Below are 23,004 nucleotides of genomic sequence, written 5' to 3'. Positions count from 1 at the left end.
ACCCGCTTGTTGAGAGCGCCCAGCACATCACGGAACAGCAGCCCTGACACCGTTGCGGGCACCACACCGCTGCCGACCTCGTTGCTCACCGCGACCACCGGCACGCGTGCCTGCGACCACGCGGCCAGGACGTCCTCGAGCCGGTCGTCGCGCCGTCGTTCCCAGCCCGGTTTCTGTTCCCAGGCGCCCACCTCGTCCAGCTCCCGGCTGAGCCAGGTGCCCAGGCAGTCGATGAGCAGGGGACTGGTCGCGCCGCGCAGGACGCTCGCCAGGTCGGTCGTCTCCACCGTGCGCCAGTGGCCCGGCCTGCGGGCCTGGTGGACGGCCACGCGTGCGGCCCATTCGGGGTCGTCGTCGCTCGGTGGCAGGCCGGGCGCCACGTAGGTGAGGTGCTGGTGGCGGGAGACGAGCCGCTCGGCGTGCCGGGACTTCCCTGAGCGGACCCCGCCCAGGATCAGTACCTTGCCGTCGTCGCGCCCGTACCGGCGAAGTGCCCGCGCCAGGGTTTCCAGATACCCCGCGAGCCGGTGCGTCAGCTTGGTCATACCCCGCATTCTCGTGCACGCGCTACCGTTCGCGCTGTGACACTCCGTCAAGCCGCCACCGCAACCGGGCTCATCGCCGGTTATGCGGCCGACACGCTGTTCGGAGATCCCCGGCGTGGGCACCCCGTGGCCGGGTTCGGCCGCGCGGCGGCCGCGTGCGAACGCCGCTGGTGGGGAGACTCTCGCGGCAGGGGAGCGGCCTACGCTGGCGCTTGTGTGGGTGCGGTCGTCGGTCTCGGGTTTGCGGCTCGCGCCGCGACAAAACACCGGCCTTTCGCCCGCTTCGCGCTTACCGCGGTTTCGACCTGGGCAGTGCTCGGCGGCCGGGGGCTCGCGACCGAAGGCACGGAGATGGCCCGACTGCTCGACGCGGACGACCTCCCGGGCGCGCGACGCCGACTGTCCCACCTCTGCGCCCGCGACGCCACCGGCCTCGACGCCGCCGAGCTGGCCCGCGCGGCCACCGAGTCGATCGCCGAGAACACCTCGGACGCGGTGGTTGCCCCCCTGCTCTGGGGTGCGGTCGCCGGGATCCCCGGTTTGCTCGGCTATCGCGCGCTCAACACCCTCGATGCCATGGTCGGCTACCACTCACCCCGTTACGAGAGGTTCGGCTGGGCCTCGGCCCGCGCCGACGACGCGGCGAACCTCGTGCCGTCACGTGCAGGTGCTGCCCTCACCGCTGCCTGCGCCCCCTTGGCCGGGGGCAGTGCCCGGCGTGCGTGGCGCGTCTGGCGCCGCGACGGGGCTCTGCATCCGAGCCCCAACGCCGGCCAGGTGGAAGCCGCGTTCGCCGGGGCACTCGACATCAGCTTGGGCGGCACCAACAGCTACGGCGGTCGTGTCGAATCCAGAGGCAGCCTCGGTGACGGCCCCGACCCGGCTGCCGCAGACCTGCGGCGCGCGGTCCGGCTCTCCCGCCTCACCGGCTTCGCCGCCCTGGCCCTGGCCCTGGCCGTGGCCGTGGCCCGGTGACCGGGCTCCTGGTCGCGGGCACCACCTCAGACGCCGGAAAAAGTCTGGTCACCGCGGCGATCTGCCGCTGGTTCGCACGGCAGGGAATCCGTGTCGCGCCGTTCAAGGCACAGAACATGTCCAACAATTCGATGGTCTGCTCCGACGGCGCCGAGATCGGGCGCGCACAGTGGCTCCAGGCCCGAGCGGCGGGCGTCGAGCCCGAGGCCGCGATGAATCCCGTCCTGCTCAAACCTGGCAGCGACCGGCGCAGTCACATCATCGCCCTCGGCAAGCCCTTCGGCGTCCTGGACGCCGGGGAGTACGCGACCGGGCGGACAGGTCTGGCCCAGATCGCCTTCGACACGTTCGCTGAGCTGCGCACCCGTTTCGACATCGTGATCTGTGAGGGCGCGGGCAGCCCCGCCGAGATCAACCTGCGTGCCGGCGACTACGTGAACATGGGCCTGGCCAGGCGGTTCGGGCTTCCGGTCGTCGTGGTCGGCGACATCGACCGGGGCGGGGTGATGGCCGCGATGTTCGGCACGCTCGCGCTGCTCAGCCACGAGGACCAGGCGCTGGTCTCGGGTTGGATCGTCAACAAGTTCCGGGGCGATGTCGGCCTGCTGCTCCCCGGACTGGACAGTCTCCGCACCCTGACAGGACGGCCGGTGCTCGGGGTGCTGCCGTGGCTGGACAGAGTGTGGATCGATTCGGAGGACGCGCTGGCGGCCGCCGGTTGGCGCCACGAGTCGCGGGGCGGCGGGCTGCGGATCGCGGTGGTGCGGTTTCCCAGGGCGTCCAACTCGACGGACGTCGACGCGCTGGCCGCCGAGCCCGGGGTCACCGTGACCCTCACCGCCGACCCGGACACGGTGGCGGCGGCGGATATCGTGGTGCTGCCCGGTTCCCGGGCCACTGTGGACGACCTGCGATGGCTGCGGGAACGCGGTCTCGCTGCCGCAGTCACGTCCAGAGCTGAAGCAGGCCGGCCGGTGCTGGGTATCTGTGGCGGTTATCAGATGCTCGCCGAAACCATCCGCGACGACCTGGAATCACGCGCTGGTCTGGTCGACGGCCTCGGCCTCCTGCCGACGCGCGTGATGTTCGCCGGGGAGAAGGTGCTCGGGCGCCCGGTCGGAAAGTGGCGCGGACATCCGGTCGAGGCTTACGAAATCCATCACGGCAACGCCGTTCCGTTCGAACCGGTGGAGTCCTTTTTGGACGGTTATCGGCGGGGATCGGTTTGGGGTACGACCTGGCACGGTGCCTTCGAGAACGACGCCTTCCGCAGAGCGTGGCTCATTGAAGCGGCCGCACAGTCCGGCGTCGACTGGGCCCCGGCCGGGGACGCGCGTGGCTTCGCTTCGCTGCGCGAAAGCATGTTGGAGCGACTCGCCGACGCGGTCGAGGAACATCTGGACACCACATCCCTCCTTCGCCTTGCCGAGCAAGGCGCCCCCTCGGGCCTTCCGTTCGTACCACCGGGCGTCCGGTAGTCGACTTCGGCGCAAATATAGGCCAGCCGGCACCGGATCAAAACAATTTTTCCGAAAATCGCTACGAGAGTCCCTTTCGCGCTTGTTCGTATTTCCCTTTTGTCGGTGATTGTGGCTACCTTGGATTCGTGGGCAATTCGAGAGTTACGACCGCTGCGGCGGCGACAGCTGAGACGGGTAGAGCGGATGAGGTGGAGGTGGCCGAAAATCCGGTGTCCCCTGTGGACGAAACGGAACAGGCTTGTGGGGAGGTAAAGGAAGCACTTCGTGTCATGTGTGAAGCCAGGGCGCAGATTGCTCGTCTGGAGGCTGTGGTGTTCCGGGCGCAGGCACGCCTGAACGAGGCGCGGGGGCGATCTCGCGCGGTGGCGACGGAGATCGCGCTGGCCCTGGCGGTGACGGAGAACCACGCGAGGTCGATGGTCGCGACGGCGGAGGCGTTGACGAACCGTCTGCCCCGCACGCTCGAATTGATGGACCAGGGCTTGATGGACGGATACCGTGCGGCCCGGATTTCGGCGACGACATCGTGGTTGTCCGTGAGTGACGCGCGGGCTGTGGACGAGATACTGGCCGGGCGGTTGGTAGGGAAGAACGCCTATCAGGTCCGCAGACTGGCTTACTACGAGGCGAACAAGGCGGATCCGGACGGCGCTGCGCGACGGATGTCACAGCGTCGTGAACGTCGCCGGTTGATCTTGACGCACCACGACGACGGACTGGCGTCGTTGTCGATCGCCGGCGGGCCGGTGGAGAAGGTCACCGCCGCCTACGCCCAGATCGATCGGGTTGCCCGTGCCTTGTTGTCCAGCGAGGAACCACGGACGCTCGAACAGCTTCGCGCCGACGTGGCGCTCGACTCAGCGCTCGCAAGTCCCGAGGGCGGTGCTGTGCGGGCGGAAGTCTTCCTCTACATGGACATGAACACCTACCTGGGACTGAACAATGACCCTGGGGAGCTGAGAGGGCACGGCCATATCCCGGCAGCACTCGCCCGCTACATCGCGACCGGGCCGGACTCCGTGTTGCGCCGCATGATCACCGACCCACTGACAGGGCAGATCGTCGAGCTGGGACGCACCAGCTACGAGACTTCCGCGGCAGTCGAGGACTTCATCCGCGTGAGAGATCGCGAATGTCGCAAACCCGGGTGCTGCCGCCCGGCGAAGACCTGCCGGCTCGGCCATGGTTCGGAGCCTGCCACTGATGGTCTGTCCGCCGCAGCCACCACAGTCGGGCTTTGCCCCAGCGATCGCCGTCTCAAGAACGAACCGGGTTGGTCTTTCAGTGCCGGTCCCGCAGGTTCGATGACGATCTCGACTCCGGCAGGCGACTCGTACAGCAGTGATCCAGAACCCTTTCACAGTCCCCGTATCGGCGCTGTTCCTGCTGACCCCACATCGGCGGGTGACGCCGAATCAGGGGACCGCGCGACCGGAGGTGACGATTCGGAAACCGCCGCATGAGCCTGCGTGAGCTCCCAGCTCGGCTGAGGTCTACGGGGCGGAGGGGCGGGGTGGTATTCGTTTACGGACATGACGTCGTTGTACTTGCTCACGGCGAGAAGGTATCGCTTTGTTCGGCACTGCAATAATGCTGTTCTCACGAATCGTCCTGGCAAATTGACCAGCTGGCACCCGGACAGCCCGGTCCGCTCGATCTATTTGAGTGCGCTGACCCCGAGGACATGCGAATCCGGCGCCGCCGAGTGCCCGGTACGAGAGAGACGATCGAAAACCAGTTGGTCCCGGCCGTTGAACCCGGTCTGCCGCGCAGGAGCTACGCCGCTCGGACATTCGGCAAGCGGTTCGAACCTGATTCGTCCCTGCTGCGAGACCGAGGGATCACTCGCGCGGCGGACAGCAAAACGCAAACACCGCTTACTGGTGCCCGTTGGCAAGATGGCCGGTTTTCGCGTTCTCGCGCCTGGTTGAACCGCACTGCCGAGCGCAAACGTGCTGTAGCCCGAGGGCCGGAGGGTGTCGCAAACGCGGGTGTTCCCCCACGGCTCATCCATGGGGGAACACCCGGTGGATGTCAGGCCGCTACCGGTTCGGATTTCTTCAGCGCCTTTTTGGCGAAAGCACCGAAAAGGAGGCCGAGGGTGATCCACAAGGTCAGCTGGGTCCCGATCGAGGCGGTGCGGAAACTCCACAACGTCGATGCCGGGAACGTCGCGGGTACCTCGTCGATGATCGGCATCAGCCAGGCGGCCAGTGCCATCGTCACGAGGTAGCCCGCGCAAGCAAGCAGGGCGCCGCGCCAGGCGCCGAGCTTGTCCGCCAGTTTCCTGCCGAAGGCCGCGGCCAGGATGCCCACCAGCAATGAAAGTGCGACGAATCCGAAATACAACTCGGTGCGGGTGCCGATGGTGCCCGGCTGGCCCACCGCGGGTGGGTTGGCCGGGTACTTGAGGAACGGCACGAAGAACACCACAACGAAGGCGCCGCCGGTGAGCAGCGCGGCGGTCACCTGCGGTCGAAGCCTGCCCAGACGGCCGTACACGAACGCGAACGCCAAGGAGAACAGGCCACCGATCGCGATCCCGTAGAGGCCGACGCCGGTGAACAGGCCGATTGTGCTCTGCACGTCACGGCTGACGAGTTCTTCCTCGGGCTGTTCTGCCGGTTCGGCGGTACCAGGCCCGGTGGTCGCCGGTTCGTGGGTATGCGAGTGCGCGGCGGTGCCGGCCTCCTCGATACCGATGGCGGCGTTCACCGACGGCTCGCCGAACAGGTACGCGAACAGCGTCGCGAGCACGCCGGCGATCAGGCCCGCGAGCATGCCGCGGACCAGCAAGGTTTTCATCATCTTTGGTTACGCCCCAGGTCAGTGGCAGGGGAAGGCCAGCAGATGCCGGCCATCGTGCACGAACTCGTGGACGTACATGTTGGCGAACACGGCTGTCGCGCCCTGTTCCGCGCTGACGAAGTACAGCGCGAGTAGGGCAAGCAGGCCGATGAACACCGCCCACGGCAGGATCTCGCGGATCGGGATCCGGATCGGGGTGGGAATTGCGGGTGCTACCGCTTGCATCATGGTGATCTCCTCGGCTAGCGCGGCCTCTTCGGGGACTTCACGACATTTCCGGGTCTGGCTTCCCGACCGGCCTTGGGCCGATCGGGTCACAGTGGCGCGACCGCGCGGATTTTCACCGCGTTCCGGATGTTGTCGTCTTGCCGGTCGAGCGTAGGTTGCCGTCGACCAGGGCGTCAATGTGACAATTCCGCTCATGACTGACACGGTGGCGGCGCTCGACGTCGGCGGTACGACGATCAAGGCCGCACTGCTCGACGAAGCGCTGGTGCCCTTGGCGACCCTCCGCGAGCCCACGGCACGCGGCGCCGATGGTGAGGCGGTGGCCGATCAGGTGGCGCGCATCATCGCGGAACTGGGCGAACAAGCCGGTCCGGCCGCCGCGGCCGGGGTCGTCGTGCCGGGCATCGTCGACGAGACAGCGCGCGTCGCCCGGTTCTCGGCGAACCTCGATTGGCGTGACGTGCCGTTCGGGGAAATGCTCGAAGCCCGGGCAGGCATTCCGGTGGCGTTCGGGCACGATGTCCGTGCCGGTGGGCTGGCCGAGTTCCGGGTGGGGGCCGGGCGCGGCTGCACCGACGCCGCGTTCGTCGCGGTGGGGACGGGCATCGCCGCCGCGCTCATGCTGGACGGTGCGGTCTACAGCGGTGGCGGTTTCGCGGGCGAGGTCGGGCACATCGACGTCGGACATGGTCAGCCCTGTGGTTGCGGTGCGGCCGGCTGTCTTGAGGCCATCGCTTCGGCGGCAGCGATCGCCCGCCGCTACACCGAGCGCACGGGCCTGCCCACTGACGGTGCTCAGCAGGTGGTGGACGCCGCGAGGCTGGGCGATGAGGCTGCCGCTCAGGTGGTGGCCGAAGCGCTTGGCGGCCTGGCACATGGCCTGGGGACCCTGCTCACCCTGCTGGCTCCCGAGGTGATCGTGCTCGGAGGTGGCTTGTTCACCGCAGGCGACTACGTCCTCGAGCCCGTCCGCAAGCTGCTCGCCGCTCGGCTGACCTTCCAGCGGATGCCGGAGCTTCGGGTCGCCGAGCTCGGCGACGAGGCGGGCAGGCTCGGCGCCGGGCTGCTCGCGTTCGACGCGCTCAGGCGATGAGGACGCGGACGCCCTCGTCCTCGAACGCCTTCACCTTCTTCGCGTCGGCTCCGGCGTCGGTGATCAGGAGGTCGACCTCCGCCGTCGCGCAGATCTGGGCGAACGCGTGCCCGCCGAGCTTGCCTCCGTCGGCGATCACGACGACCTGACGGGCCTGTGCCGCCATCAGGTTGTTCGTGCTCGCCTCGCCCTCGTGGTGGGCATACGCGCCGCGAACCGGGTCGAAGGCGTCCACCCCAAGGAACACCAGGTCGAGCGTGATCTGGTCCAGGAAGAGGTTCGCCAGCGGCCCGGTCAGCTCGAAGGAGTGCTGCCGGGCGACGCCGCCGGTGACCACGATCTTGATCGTGGGCCGTACCGCCAGCTCGTGCGCGATGTTGAGCGCGTTGGTCACCACTGTCAGCGCGGGCCTGGTGGAGTGGTCATTGAACTCCGCCCTGGTGCCCAGCGCCCGGCCCACCTCCGTGCTGGTGGTGCCACCATTGAGGCCGATCACCATGCCGCGCTCGACCATGCGCGCGGCGGCCGCGCTGATGCGCTGCTTCTCCGGCGCGCTGCGGGCCGCCTTGTGCCGCAGCGGCAGGTCGTAGGCCACGTTGCTGGCCACGGCGCCGCCACGGGTCCGTGTCAGCAGCTGGCGGCCTGCCAGGTGGTCCAGGTCGCGGCGGATCGTGGCGGGGGAGACGGCGAGCTCCTCCGCCGACTTCTCCACGTCGATCTTGTCCCGCTGTCCCACCATGTCCAGCAGCGTGCTGAGCCGCTCGTGCCGATTCACCCAGCTCCCTCCCCGAAGCGCGATGCTTGCTCACCGCATCCGACAAAGTACTACGCGTGGTGATCGCCGGGTGCGTTAGAGCCATTACAGGACGGACAGGGCCGATCAGCGCCGGTCCTCCCGGCAAATGGCCCCATCCGATGCTGACAGGTTGCAACAGGGTCACTCGTGGATGCCCTTCAAAGCATTACTTCACCCGAATGTTGTAGCGGCTCGCGCAATGCGGTGGTCAAGAGACCCTGAACGGCTAGGACCCCGAAGGGGCCCGTCGCCTGATCGGCGACGGCCCCGTTCGGCCGCCACTCGGCCTACCAGCTACGTGAGCGGACGGTCGGTCGGCGCGATCGGCGCCGGCAGCACGTCACGCCCTGTCAGATACGCGTCGACACCGGCCGCGGCGGAGCGGCCCTCGGCGATCGCCCACACGATGAGTGACTGACCGCGGCCCATGTCGCCGGCCACGAACACGTTGTCCAGGCTGGTCTTGAACGCCTTGTCGCGCGCTACGTTGCCGCGCTGGTCCAGCTCGACCCCCAGGTTCTCCAGCAGGCCTTCCCGCTGGGGGCCGACGAAGCCCATCGCGAGCAGCACCAGCTGGGCGGGCAGGTCGGTCTCAGTGCCCTCGACAGGGACGAACTTCCCGCCCTCGTTGCGCACCTCGATCAGCTTCAGCGCCCGCACCCGGCCGCTGCCGTCGGCCACGAACTCCTGCGTGTTGACCGAGTAGAGCCGCTCGCCGCCCTCCTCGTGGGCGGACGAGACGCGGTAGATCATCGGGTAGGTCGGCCACGGGTTCGCGTCGGAGCGGGACTCCGGCGGCTTCGGCATGATCTCCAGCTGCGTCACCGACTTCGCGCCCTGACGGTGCGACGTCCCGACGCAGTCCGCGCCGGTGTCGCCACCGCCGATGACCACGACGTCGAGACCCTTCGCGCTGAACGGCGAAACGTCGAGCTCGCCCACCGCGACCCGGTTGGCCGGGGGCAGGAACTCCATCGCCTGCAGGATGCCTTCGTACTCCCGCCCGGGAATCGGCAGGTCACGCCAGGCCGTCGCCCCGCCCGCGAGGACCACCGCGTCGTACTCCGAACGCAGCTGCTCGGTCGTGACGTCCACACCCACGTTCACCGACGTGCGGAATTCGGTGCCTTCCGCGCGCATCTGGTCGAGCCGCCGGTCGAGCCGGTGCTTCTCCATCTTGAACGCCGGGATGCCGTAGCGCAGGAGCCCGCCGATCGCGTCGGCCCGTTCCAGCACCACCACGTCGTGTCCCGCACGTGTCAATTGCTGCGCGGCGGCCAGCCCGGACGGGCCGGAGCCCACGACGGCCACCTTTTTACCTGTCTTCACCGGCGGCAGCTGCGGGGTGACCCAGCCTTCCGCGAAAGCCCGGTCGATGATCGAGATCTCGACCCGCTTGATGGTCACCGGGTCGTCGTTGATCCCGAGCACGCACGCGGTCTCGCACGGCGCCGGGCACAGTGTCCCGGTGAACTCCGGGAAGTTGTTGGTCGCGTGCAGCCGCTCGGCCGCGTCGCGCCAGTCCTCCCGCCAGACCAGCGTGTTCCACTCGGGGATGAGGTTCCCGAGCGGACAGCCCTGGTGACAGAACGGGATGCCGCAGTCCATGCAGCGACCCGCCTGCTTCTGTAGTTTCGTGGTCGCGAAGTCCTCGTAGACCTCACGCCAGTCCATCAGCCGCAGATCCACCGGACGGCTCGTCGGGGTTTCCCGCTTGGTCGTCAGAAAGCCCTTGGGGTCAGCCATGTGCGGCCTCCATGATCGCCTCGTTCACGTCGCGTCCGTCGCGCTCGGCTTCCGCCTGCGCCGCGAGCACGCGCTTGTAGTCCTTCGGCATGACCTTGCCGAACCGCTCGACGCCGGTCTCCCAGTCGGCGAGCAATGCCCGCGCCACCGCGGATTCCGTCTCGTCGTAGTGCCGCTCGACCGCGTCGCGCAGAAACTCGGTGTCCTCGTCGTCCAGCGGATCGATGTCGACCATCTCCGGGTTGACCCGGTGCGCGGGCAGGTCCAGCACATAGGCGATGCCGCCGGACATGCCGGCCGCGAAATTGCGCCCGATCCCCCCGAGCACCACGACCCGGCCGCCGGTCATGTATTCGGCGCCGTGGTCACCGACGCCCTCGACCACCGCGACCGCGCCGGAATTCCGCACGCAGAACCGTTCGCCGACCTTGCCGCGGATGAAGAGCTCGCCGCTGGTCGCGCCATAGCCGATGACGTTGCCCGCGATGATGTGCTCCTCGGCGACCAAGCGCACCTCGCGAGGCGGCCGGACGATGATCCGCCCGCCCGACAGGCCCTTGCCGACGTAGTCGTTGCCGTCGCCGTAGAGCCGCAGCGTGATGCCCTTGGGCAGGAAAGCGCCGAACGACTGCCCGGCGGTGCCGGTGAACGTGACGTCGATCGTGTTGTCCGGCAGCCCTTCGCCGCCCCACCGCTTGGTCAGCTCGGAGCCGAGCATGGTGCCGACCGTCCGGTTCACATTGCGGACGGGCAGTTCGAGCCGCACCTTGTCGCCGGACGACAGGGCGCCCTCGGCGAGCTGGATCAGGGTGTTGTCGAGTGCCTTCTCCAGCCCGTGCTCCTGCTGGACCTGCTGGTGCCGCAGAGTTCGCGGCGCCAGCTCGGGCACGTGGAAGATCGGCGACAGGTCGAGCCCGGCGGCCTTCCAGTGGTCGACGGCCTTGCGCTTGTCGAGCAGTTCGGCGTGCCCGACGGCCTCGGCGACGGACCGGAAACCGAGCTCCGCGAGGTATTCGCGGACCTCCTCGGCGATGAACCGCATGAAGTTGACGACGTACTCGGCCTTGCCGCTGAACTTCTCGCGCAGCTTCGGATTCTGCGTCGCCACGCCCACCGGGCAGGTGTCGAGATGACAGACGCGCATCATGATGCAGCCGGACACGACCAGCGGCGCGGTCGCGAACCCGAACTCCTCGGCGCCGAGCAGCGCCGCGATCATCACGTCGCGCCCGGTCTTGAGCTGACCGTCGGTCTGCACCACGATCCGGTCGCGCAGCCGGTTGGCCAGCAGGGTCTGCTGCGTCTCGGCCAGGCCGAGCTCCCATGGGCCGCCCGCGTGCTTGATCGACGACAGCGGCGAGGCGCCGGTGCCGCCGTCGTGCCCGGAGATGAGGACGACGTCCGCGTGTGCTTTGGACACGCCCGCCGCGACCGTCCCGACGCCGACCTCGGACACGAGCTTCACGTGGATGCGCGCGGCCGGGTTGGCGTTTTTCAGGTCGTGGATGAGCTGGGCGAGGTCCTCGATCGAGTAGATGTCGTGGTGCGGCGGCGGCGAGATGAGCCCGACCCCCGGGGTCGAGTACCGCGTCTTCGCGATCCACGGGTACACCTTGGCGCCGGGCAGCTGGCCGCCCTCGCCGGGCTTCGCGCCCTGCGCCATCTTGATCTGGATGTCGTCCGCGTTCACCAGGTACTCGCTCGTGACGCCGAACCGTCCACTCGCGACCTGCTTCACCGCGGAGCGCCGCTCCGGATCGTAAAGCCGCTCCGCGTCTTCGCCACCTTCGCCGGTGTTCGACTTGCCGCCGAGCTGGTTCATCGCGATGGCCAGCGTCTGGTGCATCTCCATCGAGATCGAGCCGTAGGAGATCGCGCCGGTGGCGAACCGCTTGACGATCTCGGAAACCGGCTCGACCTCCTCGATCGGCACCGGGGTCCGGTCGCCGTACCTGAAGTCGAACAGCCCACGCAGCGTCAGCAGCTTCTCGGACTGGTCGTTGACGGTCTTCGTGTACTCCTTGAAGACCTCGTACTTCCCCGACCTGGTGGAGTGCTGCAGCTTGAACACCGTCTGCGGGTTGAACAGGTGCGGTTCGCCTTCGCGGCGCCACTGGTAGTCCGCGCCCGTTTCCAGCGTCCGGTGGTCGGCGTGGAAACCGTCGGCGGGGAACGCCCGGCGGTGCCGCTCGGCCACCTCCAGCGCGATGGTGTCGAACCCGACGCCGCCGAGCCGTGAGGTGGTGCCCGCGAAACAGTTCTCGATGATCTCCGCGCCGAGCCCGATCGCTTCGAAGATCTGCGCGCCGGTGTACGAGGCGACGGTCGAGACGCCCATCTTGGACATCGTCTTGCGCACGCCCTTGCCCAGCGCCTTGATCAGGTTCCGGGTCGATTGCTTCTGCGTGACACCCGGGATCAGGCCCCGGAACGCGAGGTCTTCGACGGTCGCCATCGCCATGTACGGGTTGACCGCGGCGACGCCGTAGCCGATGAGCAGGGCGATGTGGTGGACCTCGCGCGCGTCGCCCGATTCGACGATGAGCCCGACCTGCGTGCGGGTCTTCTCCCGCACCAGGTGGTGGTGCACCGCGCCGGTCAGCAGCAGCGACGGGATCGCCGCGTGGTCCTCGTCGACCCCGCGGTCGGACAGCACGATCAGCCGCGCGCCGTCTTCGATCGCCTCGGACACCTCGCTGCGGATCTCGTCAAGCCGTCGCACGAGCGCCTCGCCGCCGCCGTGCACGTTGTACCGGCCGAGCACCGTGACCGCCTGGAACTCCGGCAGGTCGCCGTCGTCGTTGACGTGCACCAGCTTGGCGAGTTCGTCGTTGTCGATGACCGGGTAGGGCAGCGTGATCCGGCGGCACGACGCCGGGCCGGCCTCCAGCAGGTTCGGCTCCGAGCCGAGCTGGGTGCCGAGCGCGGTGACCAGCTCCTCACGGATCGCGTCGAGCGGCGGGTTGGTCACCTGGGCGAACAGCTGGATGAAGTAGTCGAACAGCAGCCGCGGCCTGCTGGAGATCGAGGCCAGCGGGGAGTCGTTGCCCATCGAGCCGATCGGCTCCGCGCCGGTGCGGGCCATCGGCTCGAGCAGGACGTCGAGCTCCTCCTCGGTGTACCCGAAGGACTGCTGGCGCCGCACGAGCGCGGCGTGCAGCGGGACCTCGCGGTCGCGCTCGGGCAGCTCGTCGAGCGCGAGCAGGCCGGCTTCGACCCATTCGTCGTACGGGTGGGCCGTGGCGAGCTCGCCCTTGATCTCCTCGTCCTCGATGATCCGGCCCTCGGCGGTGTCGACGAGGAACATCTTCCCCGGCTCCAGCCGTCCCTTCCGGATGATCGTCGACTGGTCGATCTCCAGCACACCGACCTCGCTGGCGAGCACGACCAGGCCGTCCTCGGTCACCCAGTAGCGGGCGGGGCGCAGGCCGTTGCGGTCGAGCACCGCGCCGATCTGGGTGCCGTCGGTGAACGAGACCAGCGCCGGACCGTCCCAGGGCTCCATCAGTGTCGAGTGGAACTCGTAGAACGCCCGGCGCGCGGGATCCATTTCCTGGTGGTTCTCCCAGGCCTCCGGGATCATCATGAGGATGGAGTGCGGCAGCGACCGGCCGCCCAGGTGCAGCAGCTCGAGTACCTCGTCGAAGGAGGCGGAGTCGCTGGCACCGCGGGTGATGACCGGGTAGATGCGCTTCAGCTCGCCCGGGATGAGGTCCGATTCCAGGATGGACTCGCGGGCGTCCATCCAGTTGCGGTTGCCCTTGAGCGTGTTGATCTCGCCGTTGTGCGCGACGTAGCGGTACGGATGCGCCAGCGGCCACGACGGGAAGGTGTTGGTGGAGAAGCGGGAGTGCACGAGCCCGATCGCGCTGGTGACCCGCTCGTCGGTCAGGTCGTCGAAGAACTTCTCGACCTGCGGCTCGGTCAGCATTCCCTTGTAGACGATCGTGCGCGACGACAGGCTGGGGAAGTAGACGTCGTCTTCGGCGAGCTCGTGTTCGGCCCGCTTGCGGACGCAGAACGCTGCGCGCTCCAGTGCGAGACCGTCGCGGTTGTCGCGCCGGCCGGACAGGAACAGCTGGGTGAAATGCGGCATCGACTGGGCGGCGGTCGGGCCGACGTGCTCGCGGTGCACCGGCAGCTCACGCCAGCCGAGCACCCGCATGTCCTCCTCGGCGGCGATGCGCTCGATGGTGGTCATGGCCCGGCCGCGCTTCTTCTCGTCGACCGGGAGGAAAGCCGTGCCGACGGCGTAGCCCCCCGGCTCGGGCAGGTCGAAGTCGACGACCGCCCGGTAGAACTCGTCGGGGACCTGGATCAGCAGGCCGGCGCCGTCGCCGGTGTCCGGCTCGGCTCCCCGCGCCCCGCGGTGTTCCAGGTTCCGCAACGCGACCAGCGCCTTGGCCACGATCCCGTGATCTCTGCGTCCGGCGAGATCGGCGACGAAGGCGACCCCGCAGGCGTCGTGCTCGTACTGGGGGTCGTACAGACCCTGATGACTGTCGGTACTGCTGGCAGTGCTGCGGCTGGTGCTGCTGGAACTGCTGGCACGGGGGGTCACGGCTGGCCGCCTCCCAGGCGTCGGCGCGACCGGTACTCACTCCATCGAGTGGTTCGTACTGAACCGGTTAACGAAGTGGTCCGGGACCGCGATAGGTCAGTCGAGAAGGAAAAGATGCCGCGGTCCCCGCGAGGGGACGCTGTTCGTCAGGCGGGATCCGCCGGGAGGCGTGAATCCACCGGACAGGCATCAGCGGGCCGCACTGCACTGGGCGGCCGAACGCATCGGTACTGCTCACGCGCGGGTGCCGACGGCCCATTGTGGTGGTGGCCTTCGGAGCGCGCCTTGTTACTCCCGGGTTCGCCGGGTCTTATGACGATAGTGTGAATTCACTGTTATCGACATACGTCGTTGCTCCGGGGTGGGAAATGCCACGCGGGCGTTGACTTGACGAGAGCGTGCTCGCGGAAGTGACCACGGTCTGCAACCAGCCTCGTAGTAGGCCTCTGAGCTGCGCAAACGTCCTCTTCGTCAGTCGAGGGCTCACGAGTGGGCACAGGTCGTGCGCCCTTTTCGTGACCAATCGGAGACCAACCGGAGCAGTCCCGGAAACCGCCCGATCGGCAGAGTGCCTTCCGCCGGACGAGTGACCGGGCGGGTGCGCCGGCTGCGGTGCGCAGCCTTCGAACCGTCCCCGACGGGGGTCCTGGGCCGGGACGACCATCGCCGGAAAGGGCGCCGCGGCCGGCGTCACCGCCGGTGATCATCCCTGGGTAACGGCCGCTGTATCCCGCTCCGCACGCGACGCCGGGGGCGCGGTAGAGGGCGGTGAGAGGCTGTGCGGATGACAACCGACCGCTATCTCACCGTGGCGGGCTCCGGTGTCCACGAGATCGAGATCCGGCGCTCGCGGTTCCTGTGCGCGCTGGCACCGGCCGGAACGGCCGAAGCCGCCCGGGAGGTGATCGCCGGGCGACGTCGTGCCGAACCGGGCGCCCGGCACCACTGTCATGCCTTCGTCCTGGGACCCGACGGCCGGACCCAGCGGTCCGGTGACGACGGCGAGCCGGCGGGCACCGCGGGGACGCCGATGCTGGAAGTGCTGAAGCGGCGGGAGCTCACCGACACTGTCGCGGTGGTCACGCGCTATTTCGGGGGTGTGCTGCTCGGGGCGGGCGGGCTGATCCGGGCGTACGGGCAGGCTGTCGCGGAGGCGGTGCGAGAAGTCGGTGTCACCGAGTACCGGCGGCTGCACCTGCTGGAGGTGACGGTTGGCTACGACCGCGCCGGCCGGCTGGAGAACGACCTGCGGGCTTCGCCCTATCGGCTCGGCGGCACCCGGTTCGACGAGGCCGCGCACTTCGAAGTGGGGCTGGCCGCCGGGCAGTTCGAGGCCTTCCGCTCCTGGCTCGCCGATCAGACCGGCGGGGAGGCGCTGACCTCGGACCGGGGTGAGCGGTGGGTCAGCTGACCCACCGCTCCCATTCCGCGCGCGTGATCGCGTACTCGACCTCGCCGTGTTCGCCGCCCTCGATGAGCTCGGCCCAGTCCTCGGTGAAGCCGCGGACGAACCGCATGCCGATCTTTTCCAGCACCCGCCGGGAGCCGTGGTTCACCGCCATCGTGTAGGCGACCGCACGCCGGATCCCCAGCTCGGCGAAGCCCGTCTTGAGCAGGGCGAGTGATCCTTCGGTGGCGTAACCCTTGCCCCACGCGGCCCGGTGCAGCCGGTATCCCAGTTCGGGTTCGTCGGCCTCGGCGCCGGGTGCGGGCCGGAAATGAAACCAGCCCAGAAAAGTGCCGTCCAGCTCTTCCGCGGCCCAGAATCCGTAACCGGGGAAACGCTCGTAGTAACCGAGGAAGGCCGGGATGTCGAGCGTTTCGATCTCGGCCAGGTCGGCGGGCTTGCCCCCATTGAGGAAGCGCATCACCTGGGGATCGTCGTACAGCTCGAACAGCAGCGCGGAATCGTCCGCGGTGAATAGCCGCAGCCGCAGCCGCGGGGTTTCCAAGAACACGCGCATCGCCCGATAGTGGCGACGAGCGGTTCACCCGGCAACCGGTTTACCGGCTGTCGTGCTCGGTCAGGCGGCGATCCCGGACGGTGTGGCGAGCCCCAGCGCCGCCGCGCCTGCCTCGGTCAAGACCGCGGGCACCCGCTCGCCGTGGCTGCCGCCGCGAGCGGGGACGACCAGGCCGAGCCGGGCCAGCCTATGCGCGGTGTGCTGGTCACAGCAGGCGAGACCGTCGACGAACAGGTCCGGCTCGCAGCTGCAGCTGATCTCGGCGTGGCCTCCCGCGACCGCTTTCAGCGTGGCTCGTTCACGGTGGTTCAGCGTGACCGCCGTAGCGGATCCGACTGTCGGAACAGACATGATTCAACCTTTCTCCCCCGATACCCCTCAGTGAAACTCCTACTGCCGACAGTTTCCGTCATTTCGTGACCCGTGTCTCGGATTTTGCAGGTATTTAGGGTTGATTTAGGGGATGAACCAGACTTTCGTCTGGCTCGCGCGCACCGTGGGTACGCGATCACCTGGGGTTCGTTGCCGGCAGTGCCGCCAGATTGGTCTTGTGCAGGTTCCGGTAAATGATCGAACTGCGGAATCCGACCACCTCCTTGCGGACGGCGAGGCGATCGACCAGGAACGAGTGCAGATGATCGATGTCCTGCGCGCTCACGTGGATGAGGAAATCGTCGCTGCCCGCGGTCACGAACACCGACATGACCTCCGGCAGTTCGGTGAGCGAGCGCTGGAAAGAGTCGATGACCAGCCTGCTCAGCGGCCGCACCTGCGCCGAGACCAGTGCCTGCACACCACGGTTGAGGCTCGCGAGGTCGATGTCGGCGTGGTAGCCGCGGATGACGCCGCGCTCGCGGAGCAGCCGGATCCGTTCGAGACAGGTCGACGGCGCGATCCCGACTTTCCTGGCGATGTCGCGATTGGACTGCCGCGCGTCCTGCTGCAACTGGGCGACGATCGCCGAATCAAGTTCGTCCACGACGTCCCGAGTCTCACGGCGGCACCGGTTCGTCGAGTGGCCCGACCGCGGCCGGGGTGCTGGCGGCCCTGCGTGCGGCGGCCCGCCTGGTGTTCGGCACGAGCTAGCTGACCGGCCGCCGGGCGGTGGTCACCGGCTTCGGGGCCGTGGGCACCCACCTGGCGACGAGCCTGGCCGCCGCGGGCGCCGACGTCGTCGTCTCCGACGTCGACGAGACCAGGCGGCGGGTCGCGGTGGACCTGGGGTTCGGCTGGGCCGACCCGGCCAGGGCGCTGACGCTGCCCGCGGACATCGTCGTCCCCGCGGCGGTCGGCGGGGTCCTGAGCCCGGACACCGTTCCGCTGCTCGACGCGCCGCTCGTCGTGGGCCCGGCCAACAACCAGCTCACCGCCGAGTCGGTGGCGGACGACCTGGCTGACCGAGGAGTGACCTGGGTACCGGACTTCGTGGCGAGCGCCGGGGGCATCGTCTACACGCTCGCCCGCGAAAGCGACGGGCTGGCGCACGAGGCGGCCCTGGCCAGGGTGGAGGCCATCGGGGACACCGTCACCGCGATCCTGTCCGCCGCTTCGGCCGGGGGAAGGACCCCCTTGGCCGAAGCGGCGGCACTGGCCGCTCAGCGCGTCGGCTGAGCGGGCCGGGTCACTTCTGGTGCGGCGCGACGTACTCCTTGGCCTCCGGCGCCTCGAACAGCTGCTTGACGTAGCGGACGCCGCCTTCGGCCGACGCGTCGGGCGTCGCCGCGTAGACCTGCCGGGTCGCCGGAGTGCCGGGCTTGGAGAAGTCGAGTGCCGCCACCAGGTCGTCCGTGCTCGCCGACGTCGTCTGCCGCAGCGCGGCGGCGATGCCGTCGCGGGTGAGGTCCTTGCTGTCGCACGCCTTCTTGAGCACCGAACCCCAGACCTCGCCGACCGCGTAGCCGTACGGGACACCACCGTTCGGCGTCTCCTTGTACGCGGCCTTGTACTTCTGGGCGACGTCCTTCGCCTTGGGGATGTCGGCGGAGAACGGCACACTGCTGGCGACGATGGTCAGCTTGTCCAGCGCGCTCGCGGCCGGGCTCTTGAGCAGGACCGGGTCGAACGTCGGGTTGTTGCCGAGCACCGGCACGTTCAGCCCGAGCGCCTTGTTCGCGGCGAGCGCGGACCCGGTCTGCGCGGGGGTGGTGGTCAGCGCGATCGCCTTGACCCCGGCGCCCTTGAGTCCGGTGATGACGTTGGTGAGGTCGTTGTCGGTCGAGGTGATCTTGACTTCTTTGACCGTGAGGTTGTGCTTCTTCGCGTAGAATTGCGAGCCGCGCAGGCCGTTCTTGCCGTATTCGCCGTCGATGTAGACGTGCCCGATCGTGTCGCCGTCCTTCAGCTTGCCCTGCTCTTGCAGGTACGACAGGCCGTCGATCATCTCCAGGTCGTAGGTGGTGCCGACGATCATCACGTACGGGTTGTCCAGCAGCTCCGAGGACCAGGACGCGGGCGCCGCGACGGCCTTGTCCGTTGCGAGGTTCTGTTTCAGCGCGGCGACCACCGGCGAGCCGAGCATCTGGACGAACCCGAGCACCTTCGGTTCGATCTGCGGGTACAGCGTCTTGGCGGTGTCCGCCTTGTACCCGTGGTCGACCTGCTCGAGCTTGACCTGGCGGCCGCAGACCCCGCCCGCGGCGTTGAAGTCCTTGGCCCACAGCTCGTTGCCCTGGGTGATCCCGAGCCCGAGGTTCTTGAACACCCCGGACTTGTCGGTCATCACGCCGAGGGTGATGTCGGTGGCGGTCACCCCCTTGCCGGTCTTCACGCCGGAGCTGTCCGGTCCCGAGGACCCCGCGTCGCCCCCTTTCGTACTGCACGCCGACAGAACGAGAACGGCGGCCAGCGTCGCCGACGCGGCCAGTTGGGTTCGCTTCATCTGCCTTGCTCCTCAGGGGTGTGCCCGGTCTCCCGGGATGACGCTGCTGGAGGTGACGCCGAAGGGGAACGCCGCGACCGGCCGGCCCGGCGGGAGATCCGCCGCCCGATCGCGGCCAGCCCGCCCGGTTCGAACAGCACGACCAGGATGATCGCGGCGCCGTAGACGAACGAGCTGATCAGGATCGGGGTCAGCGCGCCGTCGCCGGTGCCGGAGAACCAGCCGAGGTCGGCGGAGTACAGCGAGAGGATCTGCGGCAGCCCGTTGACGATGAGCGCGCCCACCACCGCACCCGGCACCGAGCCGAGCCCGCCGATGATCACCATCGCCAGGAAGGCGATCGAGACGTTGATGCCGTAGGTGCCGAACTCGCTTTCGTCCGGCTTGAGGATGTCGAACCAGAGCACCGTCATCGCCCCGGCGAGGCCCGCGTAGGCCGACGAGACGGCGAACGCGCCCGCCTTGGCCCTGATCACGTTGACCCCCATGACCGAGGCCGCGGCTTCGTTGTCCCGCACCGCCCGCCAGGACCGGCCGACGCGGCTGGTGACCGCTGCCCGTGCGACGACGTAGGCGATGACGGTCAGCAGTAGGAACAGGTACCAGGTCCGCTCGGCCTGCCGGATCGGGATGCCGAGGAGCTCGAACTGCGGGCCGTCGTTGGTGAACGGGAAGCCGAACAGGGAGAACGGCGTGGGGGAGCGGCCGGTCGAGGTGCCGCCGGTGAGCTTCTCGGCCGACTGTCCGAAGTAGAGCCCGAGGAACACCAGCGAAAGCGACGCGACGCCGAGGTAGATCCCGCGCAGCCGGCCGGAGACCGGCGCGAACGCCAGCCCGAGCCCCGCGCTGACGACCACCGCGCCGACCAGCGAGAGCCCGGGATCGAGCCCGAGGCCGAACACCCGCGTGTCGTCCGCCGGTCCGGAAAGGACGGTGTACGCGGTGCCGCCCGCCAGCAGGAAGAAGGCGTGCGCCAGGGACAACTGCCCGGCCTGTCCGACCAGCAGCGTGAGGCCGATGGCGCCGACGCCCCCGATCATCATGTACTGCCCGGCCTTGAGCCAGGCGGCGTCGAGGTACAGCGGCACGGCGAGCAGCACGACCAGCAGGACGAGCCAGCCCAGCCGCCGCAGCAGCCGCACCGGGTCGCGCCGCGCCGCGGGTTTCGGCGGCGCCGCGTCGGGAGCCTTCACGGCGACGTCAGACACGGGTGCTCTCCCTGGTACCGAACAACCCCGACGGCCGCACCACCAGGACCACGAGCATCACCAGGAACACCGCGCTCTTGGAGAAGTCGAAGGAGATGTACTGCGCGGAGAGCGATTCGACGAGCCCGACCACCAGGCCGCCCACCACCGCACCCGCGGTCGAGTCCAGCCCGCCGAGGATGGCCGCGGGAAACGCCGCGAGCGCGATGGAATGCGTCCCGCGGGACAACCCGGACCCGGAGAAGTCCTGGGTGGCGATGAACAGCACCGCCACCCCCGCGAGCAGCCCGGCGACCAGCCAGGCGGTGGCGGTGACGCGGGAGCTGCGGATGCCCATCAGCGCGGCGGCCTCCCGGTTCTCCGCCTGCGCCCGCATCGCCACGCCCCAGTTCGAGTACTTGAAGGCGAGGGTGAACGCGGTGATCAGCACCGCGGCGGTCACGAGCGCGACGAGGTGTGTGCGGAACAGGGTGATCCCGCCGAGCTGGAACGGCCGCGCGTCCCAGGCGTCGCCGAGGAACGGCGCGGTGACGCCGAGCCGCCGGACGACCTCCTCGGTGATGATGACGTCGACGCCGATGGTCAGCAGCGCCAGGCTGTTCGCGTCCGCGTGGCGTGAACGCGACAGCAGCAGCCGTTCGAGCAGGAGCGCGAGCAGGCCCGCCGAGGCGATGCCCACCAGCGAAGCGCCCACCCAGCCGAGCGCGTCGTGCGTGACGACGACCAGGTAGCCGCCGAAGAGCACGAGCGAGCCGTGGGCGAAGTTGACCACCTCGGTGGCCTTGAAGATGATGACGAACCCGAGTGCCAGCAGCGCGAACACCGCGCCCTTGCCGAGACCGTTCACCACGAGCTGCAGAAAAGTGTTCACGCGGCCTCCGTGCCGAGGTATGCCCTGATCACGTTCGGGTCCGATTGCACTTCCGCGGGGGTCCCGTCGGCGATGCGCCTGCCGAAGTCGAGCACCGTCACCCTGTCGGCGATGCCCATCACCAGCCCCATGTCGTGCTCGACGAGCAGGATCGAGATGCCGAGTTCGTCGCGGACCTCGCGGATCGTGTCCGCCAGCTCGGCGGTCTCGGTCGCGTTGATCCCGGCCGCCGGCTCGTCCAGCAGCAGCAGGACGGGCTCGATGGCGAGCGCGCGGGCCAGGTCGACCCGTTTCATCGCGCCGTAGGACAACGCCCCGACCGGGGTTTCGGTCAAGGCGCCGATGCCCAGGAACTCGCAGATTTCCCGCGCCCGATCCGAGTGCTTCCGTTCGGCGCGGACAGTCCACGGCAGACGGAGCCCGCAGGCGAGGAAGCCGCCGCTGGTCAGCACATGACGGCCGAGCATGACGTTGTCCAGCACCGTCGAACCCGCGGACAGCGCGGCGTTCTGGAACGAGCGCCCGACGCCGAGCCCGGCCAGCCGATGCGGCGCCAGTCCGGCGAGCTCGGCGCCGCCCAGCCGGACGTGACCGCTGTTCGCCCGGTAGAGGCCGCTGATCACGTTGAAACAGCTCGACTTCCCGGCGCCGTTGGGACCGATGAGGGCGTGCAGCGAGCCGGGCGTGACCGTGAACGAGACGTCGTCGAGCGCGCGGATCCCGCCGAAACGCAGCGTGACCCCTTCGACGCGCAGTTCCGGCGGCGTCATCCCGCCCACCTCGACAACCTGCGCCCGATGGACCGGGTCCTGGCGGTTTCGGCCTCGGCCTCCGCGGTCGCCTGGGATTCGGCGTGCCCGCCAAGGTAGAGCCGCTGGACGTCCTCGCTGGCCGCGAGCTCGGCGGTCGTCCCGGCGAGCGCGACCTTGCCGACCTCCAGCACGATCGCGTGCTCGGCCACCCGCAAGGCCATCACCGCGTTCTGTTCGACCAGCACCACCGCGGTGCCCTGTGCGTGGATCTCCCGGACCACCCCGCCGATCTGCTCGACGACCTTCGGCGCCAGTCCCAGCGACGGTTCGTCGAGCAGCAGCAGCCGCGGCCCGGACATCAACGCCCTGCCGATCGCGAGCATCTGCTGCTCACCGCCCGACAACAGCCCCGCGCGTTGTTTCGCGCGTTCGGCCAGCACCGGGAACAGCTCGTCGACCCGCCGCCGCGCCGCTGCGCGGCCTTCGGGGGACCGGCTGCCGATCCCGCCGGCCCGCAGGTTCTCCTCGACCGTCATCCGGGCGAACACTTGACGGCCTTCCGGTACCCCGACCACGCCCAGGCGCACGATCCGCGCCGGGTCCAGCTGGTTGAGCGGCTTGTCCTCGTAGCGGACCTCGCCACCGGCGATGGACCCGCGATGCATCCGCAGCGTGCCGGAGATGGCCCGCAGCAGGGTCGACTTCCCGGCGCCGTTGCTGCCGAGCACCGCCAGCACGCCGTCGGGGGAGACATCGAGGTCCACGCCGTGCAGCGCCGCCACCGACCGGCCGTACCGCACCTGCAGGTCATGCACACTCAGCATCGGGTGATCCCGGGAATTCCACGAACGCGCAAGCCGCCTCCTCCATTCGTGTGACCTGAGTCACCGTCAGTGGCGGCAATCCTGCGTTCACGCCCAGGGCCTCCGATACCCCCATCCGGAGAGGTAGCGGGACACAAAACGGACACGGGCTTTGTCCTGGTCGACCACGTGCTTCCAGGACAATGGAGATTTTCGGTCGTGAAAATCAGCCGCGGCGACAGGCTCGATGACTGGGGCGCACGCCGGTGTTCCTGGTCCGGCCAACGACTCGCCG

The 23,004-nt window shown here is 68.9% G+C and carries 20 protein-coding genes; 6 read left to right on the top strand and 14 right to left on the bottom strand.

Annotated elements, in window-relative coordinates; genetic code table 11:
* The coding region (locus QMK34_RS31565) for a bifunctional adenosylcobinamide kinase/adenosylcobinamide-phosphate guanylyltransferase (RefSeq protein ID WP_326418274.1) at positions 1-545 on the bottom strand (545 nt) is incomplete at its 3' end.
* A gap of 36 nt (positions 546-581) precedes the next feature.
* On the opposite strand from QMK34_RS31565, the gene QMK34_RS31560 reads away from it, so the two are divergent.
* The 3 genes from QMK34_RS31560 to QMK34_RS31550 all read left to right on the top strand — a co-directional run bounded on the left by QMK34_RS31560 (position 582) and on the right by QMK34_RS31550 (position 4,464).
* On the top strand, positions 582-1,520 hold the full coding sequence (locus tag QMK34_RS31560; RefSeq protein ID WP_326418272.1) for a cobalamin biosynthesis protein: 939 nt from the start codon (positions 582-584) through the stop codon (positions 1,518-1,520).
* Entirely contained in the window at positions 1,517-2,998 is a 1,482-nt protein-coding gene (locus QMK34_RS31555) for a cobyric acid synthase (protein ID WP_326418270.1), read from the top strand. The genes QMK34_RS31560 and QMK34_RS31555 overlap by 4 nt, the downstream gene beginning before the upstream one ends.
* A gap of 191 nt (positions 2,999-3,189) precedes the next feature.
* On the top strand, positions 3,190-4,464 hold the full coding sequence (locus QMK34_RS31550; RefSeq protein ID WP_326418268.1) for a DUF222 domain-containing protein: 1,275 nt from the start codon (positions 3,190-3,192) through the stop codon (positions 4,462-4,464).
* Between the two features lie 571 nt (positions 4,465-5,035).
* Here QMK34_RS31550 and QMK34_RS31545 read toward each other — a convergent pair.
* Both QMK34_RS31545 and QMK34_RS31540 read right to left on the bottom strand, forming a co-directional pair.
* A complete protein-coding gene (locus QMK34_RS31545; protein ID WP_326418266.1) occupies positions 5,036-5,809 on the bottom strand; it encodes a CbtA family protein in 774 nt (257 codons plus the stop codon).
* An 18-nt stretch (positions 5,810-5,827) separates the two neighbouring features.
* A complete protein-coding gene (locus QMK34_RS31540; protein ID WP_326418264.1) occupies positions 5,828-6,037 on the bottom strand; it encodes a CbtB domain-containing protein in 210 nt (69 codons plus the stop codon).
* A 193-nt stretch (positions 6,038-6,230) separates the two neighbouring features.
* Between QMK34_RS31540 and QMK34_RS31535 the strand changes: the two genes are divergently transcribed.
* Positions 6,231-7,130, top strand: coding sequence for an ROK family protein (locus QMK34_RS31535; RefSeq protein WP_326418262.1), 900 nt, complete (start codon positions 6,231-6,233; stop codon positions 7,128-7,130).
* Here the strand turns inward: QMK34_RS31535 and QMK34_RS31530 are convergent.
* From QMK34_RS31530 to gltB, 3 genes are all read right to left on the bottom strand, one after another.
* Complete coding sequence (locus QMK34_RS31530; RefSeq protein ID WP_326418260.1) at positions 7,120-7,905, bottom strand: DeoR/GlpR family DNA-binding transcription regulator; 786 nt, start codon at positions 7,903-7,905, stop codon at positions 7,120-7,122. The two genes, QMK34_RS31535 and QMK34_RS31530, sit on opposite strands and share 11 nt — an antisense overlap.
* Before the next feature lie 315 nt (positions 7,906-8,220).
* Complete coding sequence (locus QMK34_RS31525; RefSeq protein WP_326418258.1) at positions 8,221-9,672, bottom strand: glutamate synthase subunit beta; 1,452 nt, start codon at positions 9,670-9,672, stop codon at positions 8,221-8,223.
* A complete protein-coding gene (gltB, locus tag QMK34_RS31520; protein ID WP_442785253.1) occupies positions 9,665-14,233 on the bottom strand; it encodes a glutamate synthase large subunit in 4,569 nt (1,522 codons plus the stop codon). Before gltB ends, QMK34_RS31525 begins: the two co-directional genes overlap by 8 nt.
* Positions 14,234-15,017: 784 nt before the next feature.
* Between gltB and QMK34_RS31515 the strand changes: the two genes are divergently transcribed.
* Positions 15,018-15,644: a YigZ family protein gene (locus tag QMK34_RS31515; RefSeq protein WP_326418256.1), complete on the top strand. Its 627-nt coding sequence runs from the start codon at positions 15,018-15,020 to the stop codon at positions 15,642-15,644.
* On the opposite strand, the gene QMK34_RS31510 is transcribed toward QMK34_RS31515, so the two are convergent.
* The 3 genes from QMK34_RS31510 to QMK34_RS31500 form a co-directional block, all read right to left on the bottom strand.
* Positions 15,637-16,197, bottom strand: a complete 561-nt coding sequence (locus QMK34_RS31510) for a GNAT family N-acetyltransferase (RefSeq protein WP_326418254.1) — start codon at positions 16,195-16,197, stop codon at positions 15,637-15,639. The genes QMK34_RS31515 and QMK34_RS31510 overlap by 8 nt on opposite strands.
* A gap of 60 nt (positions 16,198-16,257) precedes the next feature.
* Complete coding sequence (locus QMK34_RS31505; protein ID WP_326418252.1) at positions 16,258-16,548, bottom strand: hypothetical protein; 291 nt, start codon at positions 16,546-16,548, stop codon at positions 16,258-16,260.
* A gap of 157 nt (positions 16,549-16,705) precedes the next feature.
* Complete coding sequence (locus QMK34_RS31500) at positions 16,706-17,176, bottom strand: Lrp/AsnC family transcriptional regulator (protein WP_326418251.1); 471 nt, start codon at positions 17,174-17,176, stop codon at positions 16,706-16,708.
* Between the two features lie 146 nt (positions 17,177-17,322).
* Here QMK34_RS31500 and QMK34_RS31495 point away from each other — a divergent pair, with 146 nt between their 5' ends.
* Positions 17,323-17,808, top strand: coding sequence for a hypothetical protein (locus QMK34_RS31495; RefSeq protein ID WP_326418249.1), 486 nt, complete (start codon positions 17,323-17,325; stop codon positions 17,806-17,808).
* 10 nt (positions 17,809-17,818) lie between these two features.
* Here QMK34_RS31495 and QMK34_RS31490 read toward each other — a convergent pair whose 3' ends face one another.
* The 5 genes from QMK34_RS31490 to QMK34_RS31470 are packed head-to-tail and all read right to left on the bottom strand — an operon-like array spanning position 17,819 to position 22,730.
* Positions 17,819-19,075: an ABC transporter substrate-binding protein gene (locus QMK34_RS31490; protein ID WP_326418247.1), complete on the bottom strand. Its 1,257-nt coding sequence runs from the start codon at positions 19,073-19,075 to the stop codon at positions 17,819-17,821.
* Complete coding sequence (locus QMK34_RS31485; RefSeq protein ID WP_326418245.1) at positions 19,072-20,283, bottom strand: branched-chain amino acid ABC transporter permease; 1,212 nt, start codon at positions 20,281-20,283, stop codon at positions 19,072-19,074. The genes QMK34_RS31490 and QMK34_RS31485 overlap by 4 nt, the downstream gene beginning before the upstream one ends.
* Entirely contained in the window at positions 20,276-21,154 is an 879-nt protein-coding gene (locus tag QMK34_RS31480; protein ID WP_326418243.1) for a branched-chain amino acid ABC transporter permease, read from the bottom strand. The genes QMK34_RS31485 and QMK34_RS31480 overlap by 8 nt, the downstream gene beginning before the upstream one ends.
* Positions 21,151-21,924: an ABC transporter ATP-binding protein gene (locus tag QMK34_RS31475; protein WP_326418241.1), complete on the bottom strand. Its 774-nt coding sequence runs from the start codon at positions 21,922-21,924 to the stop codon at positions 21,151-21,153. The genes QMK34_RS31480 and QMK34_RS31475 overlap by 4 nt, the downstream gene beginning before the upstream one ends.
* Positions 21,921-22,730 (bottom strand): ABC transporter ATP-binding protein, encoded by an 810-nt coding sequence (locus QMK34_RS31470; RefSeq protein ID WP_326418239.1) that lies wholly within the window; start codon positions 22,728-22,730, stop codon positions 21,921-21,923. Before QMK34_RS31470 ends, QMK34_RS31475 begins: the two co-directional genes overlap by 4 nt.
* Positions 22,731-23,004 lie beyond the last annotated feature (274 nt).

The sequence above is a fragment of the Amycolatopsis sp. H20-H5 genome (assembly GCF_035828755.1).
Lineage (GTDB): Bacteria > Actinomycetota > Actinomycetes > Mycobacteriales > Pseudonocardiaceae > Amycolatopsis.
Note: the sequence above shows the minus strand (reverse complement) of the source record. Positions and strands in the feature narration are given on the sequence as shown.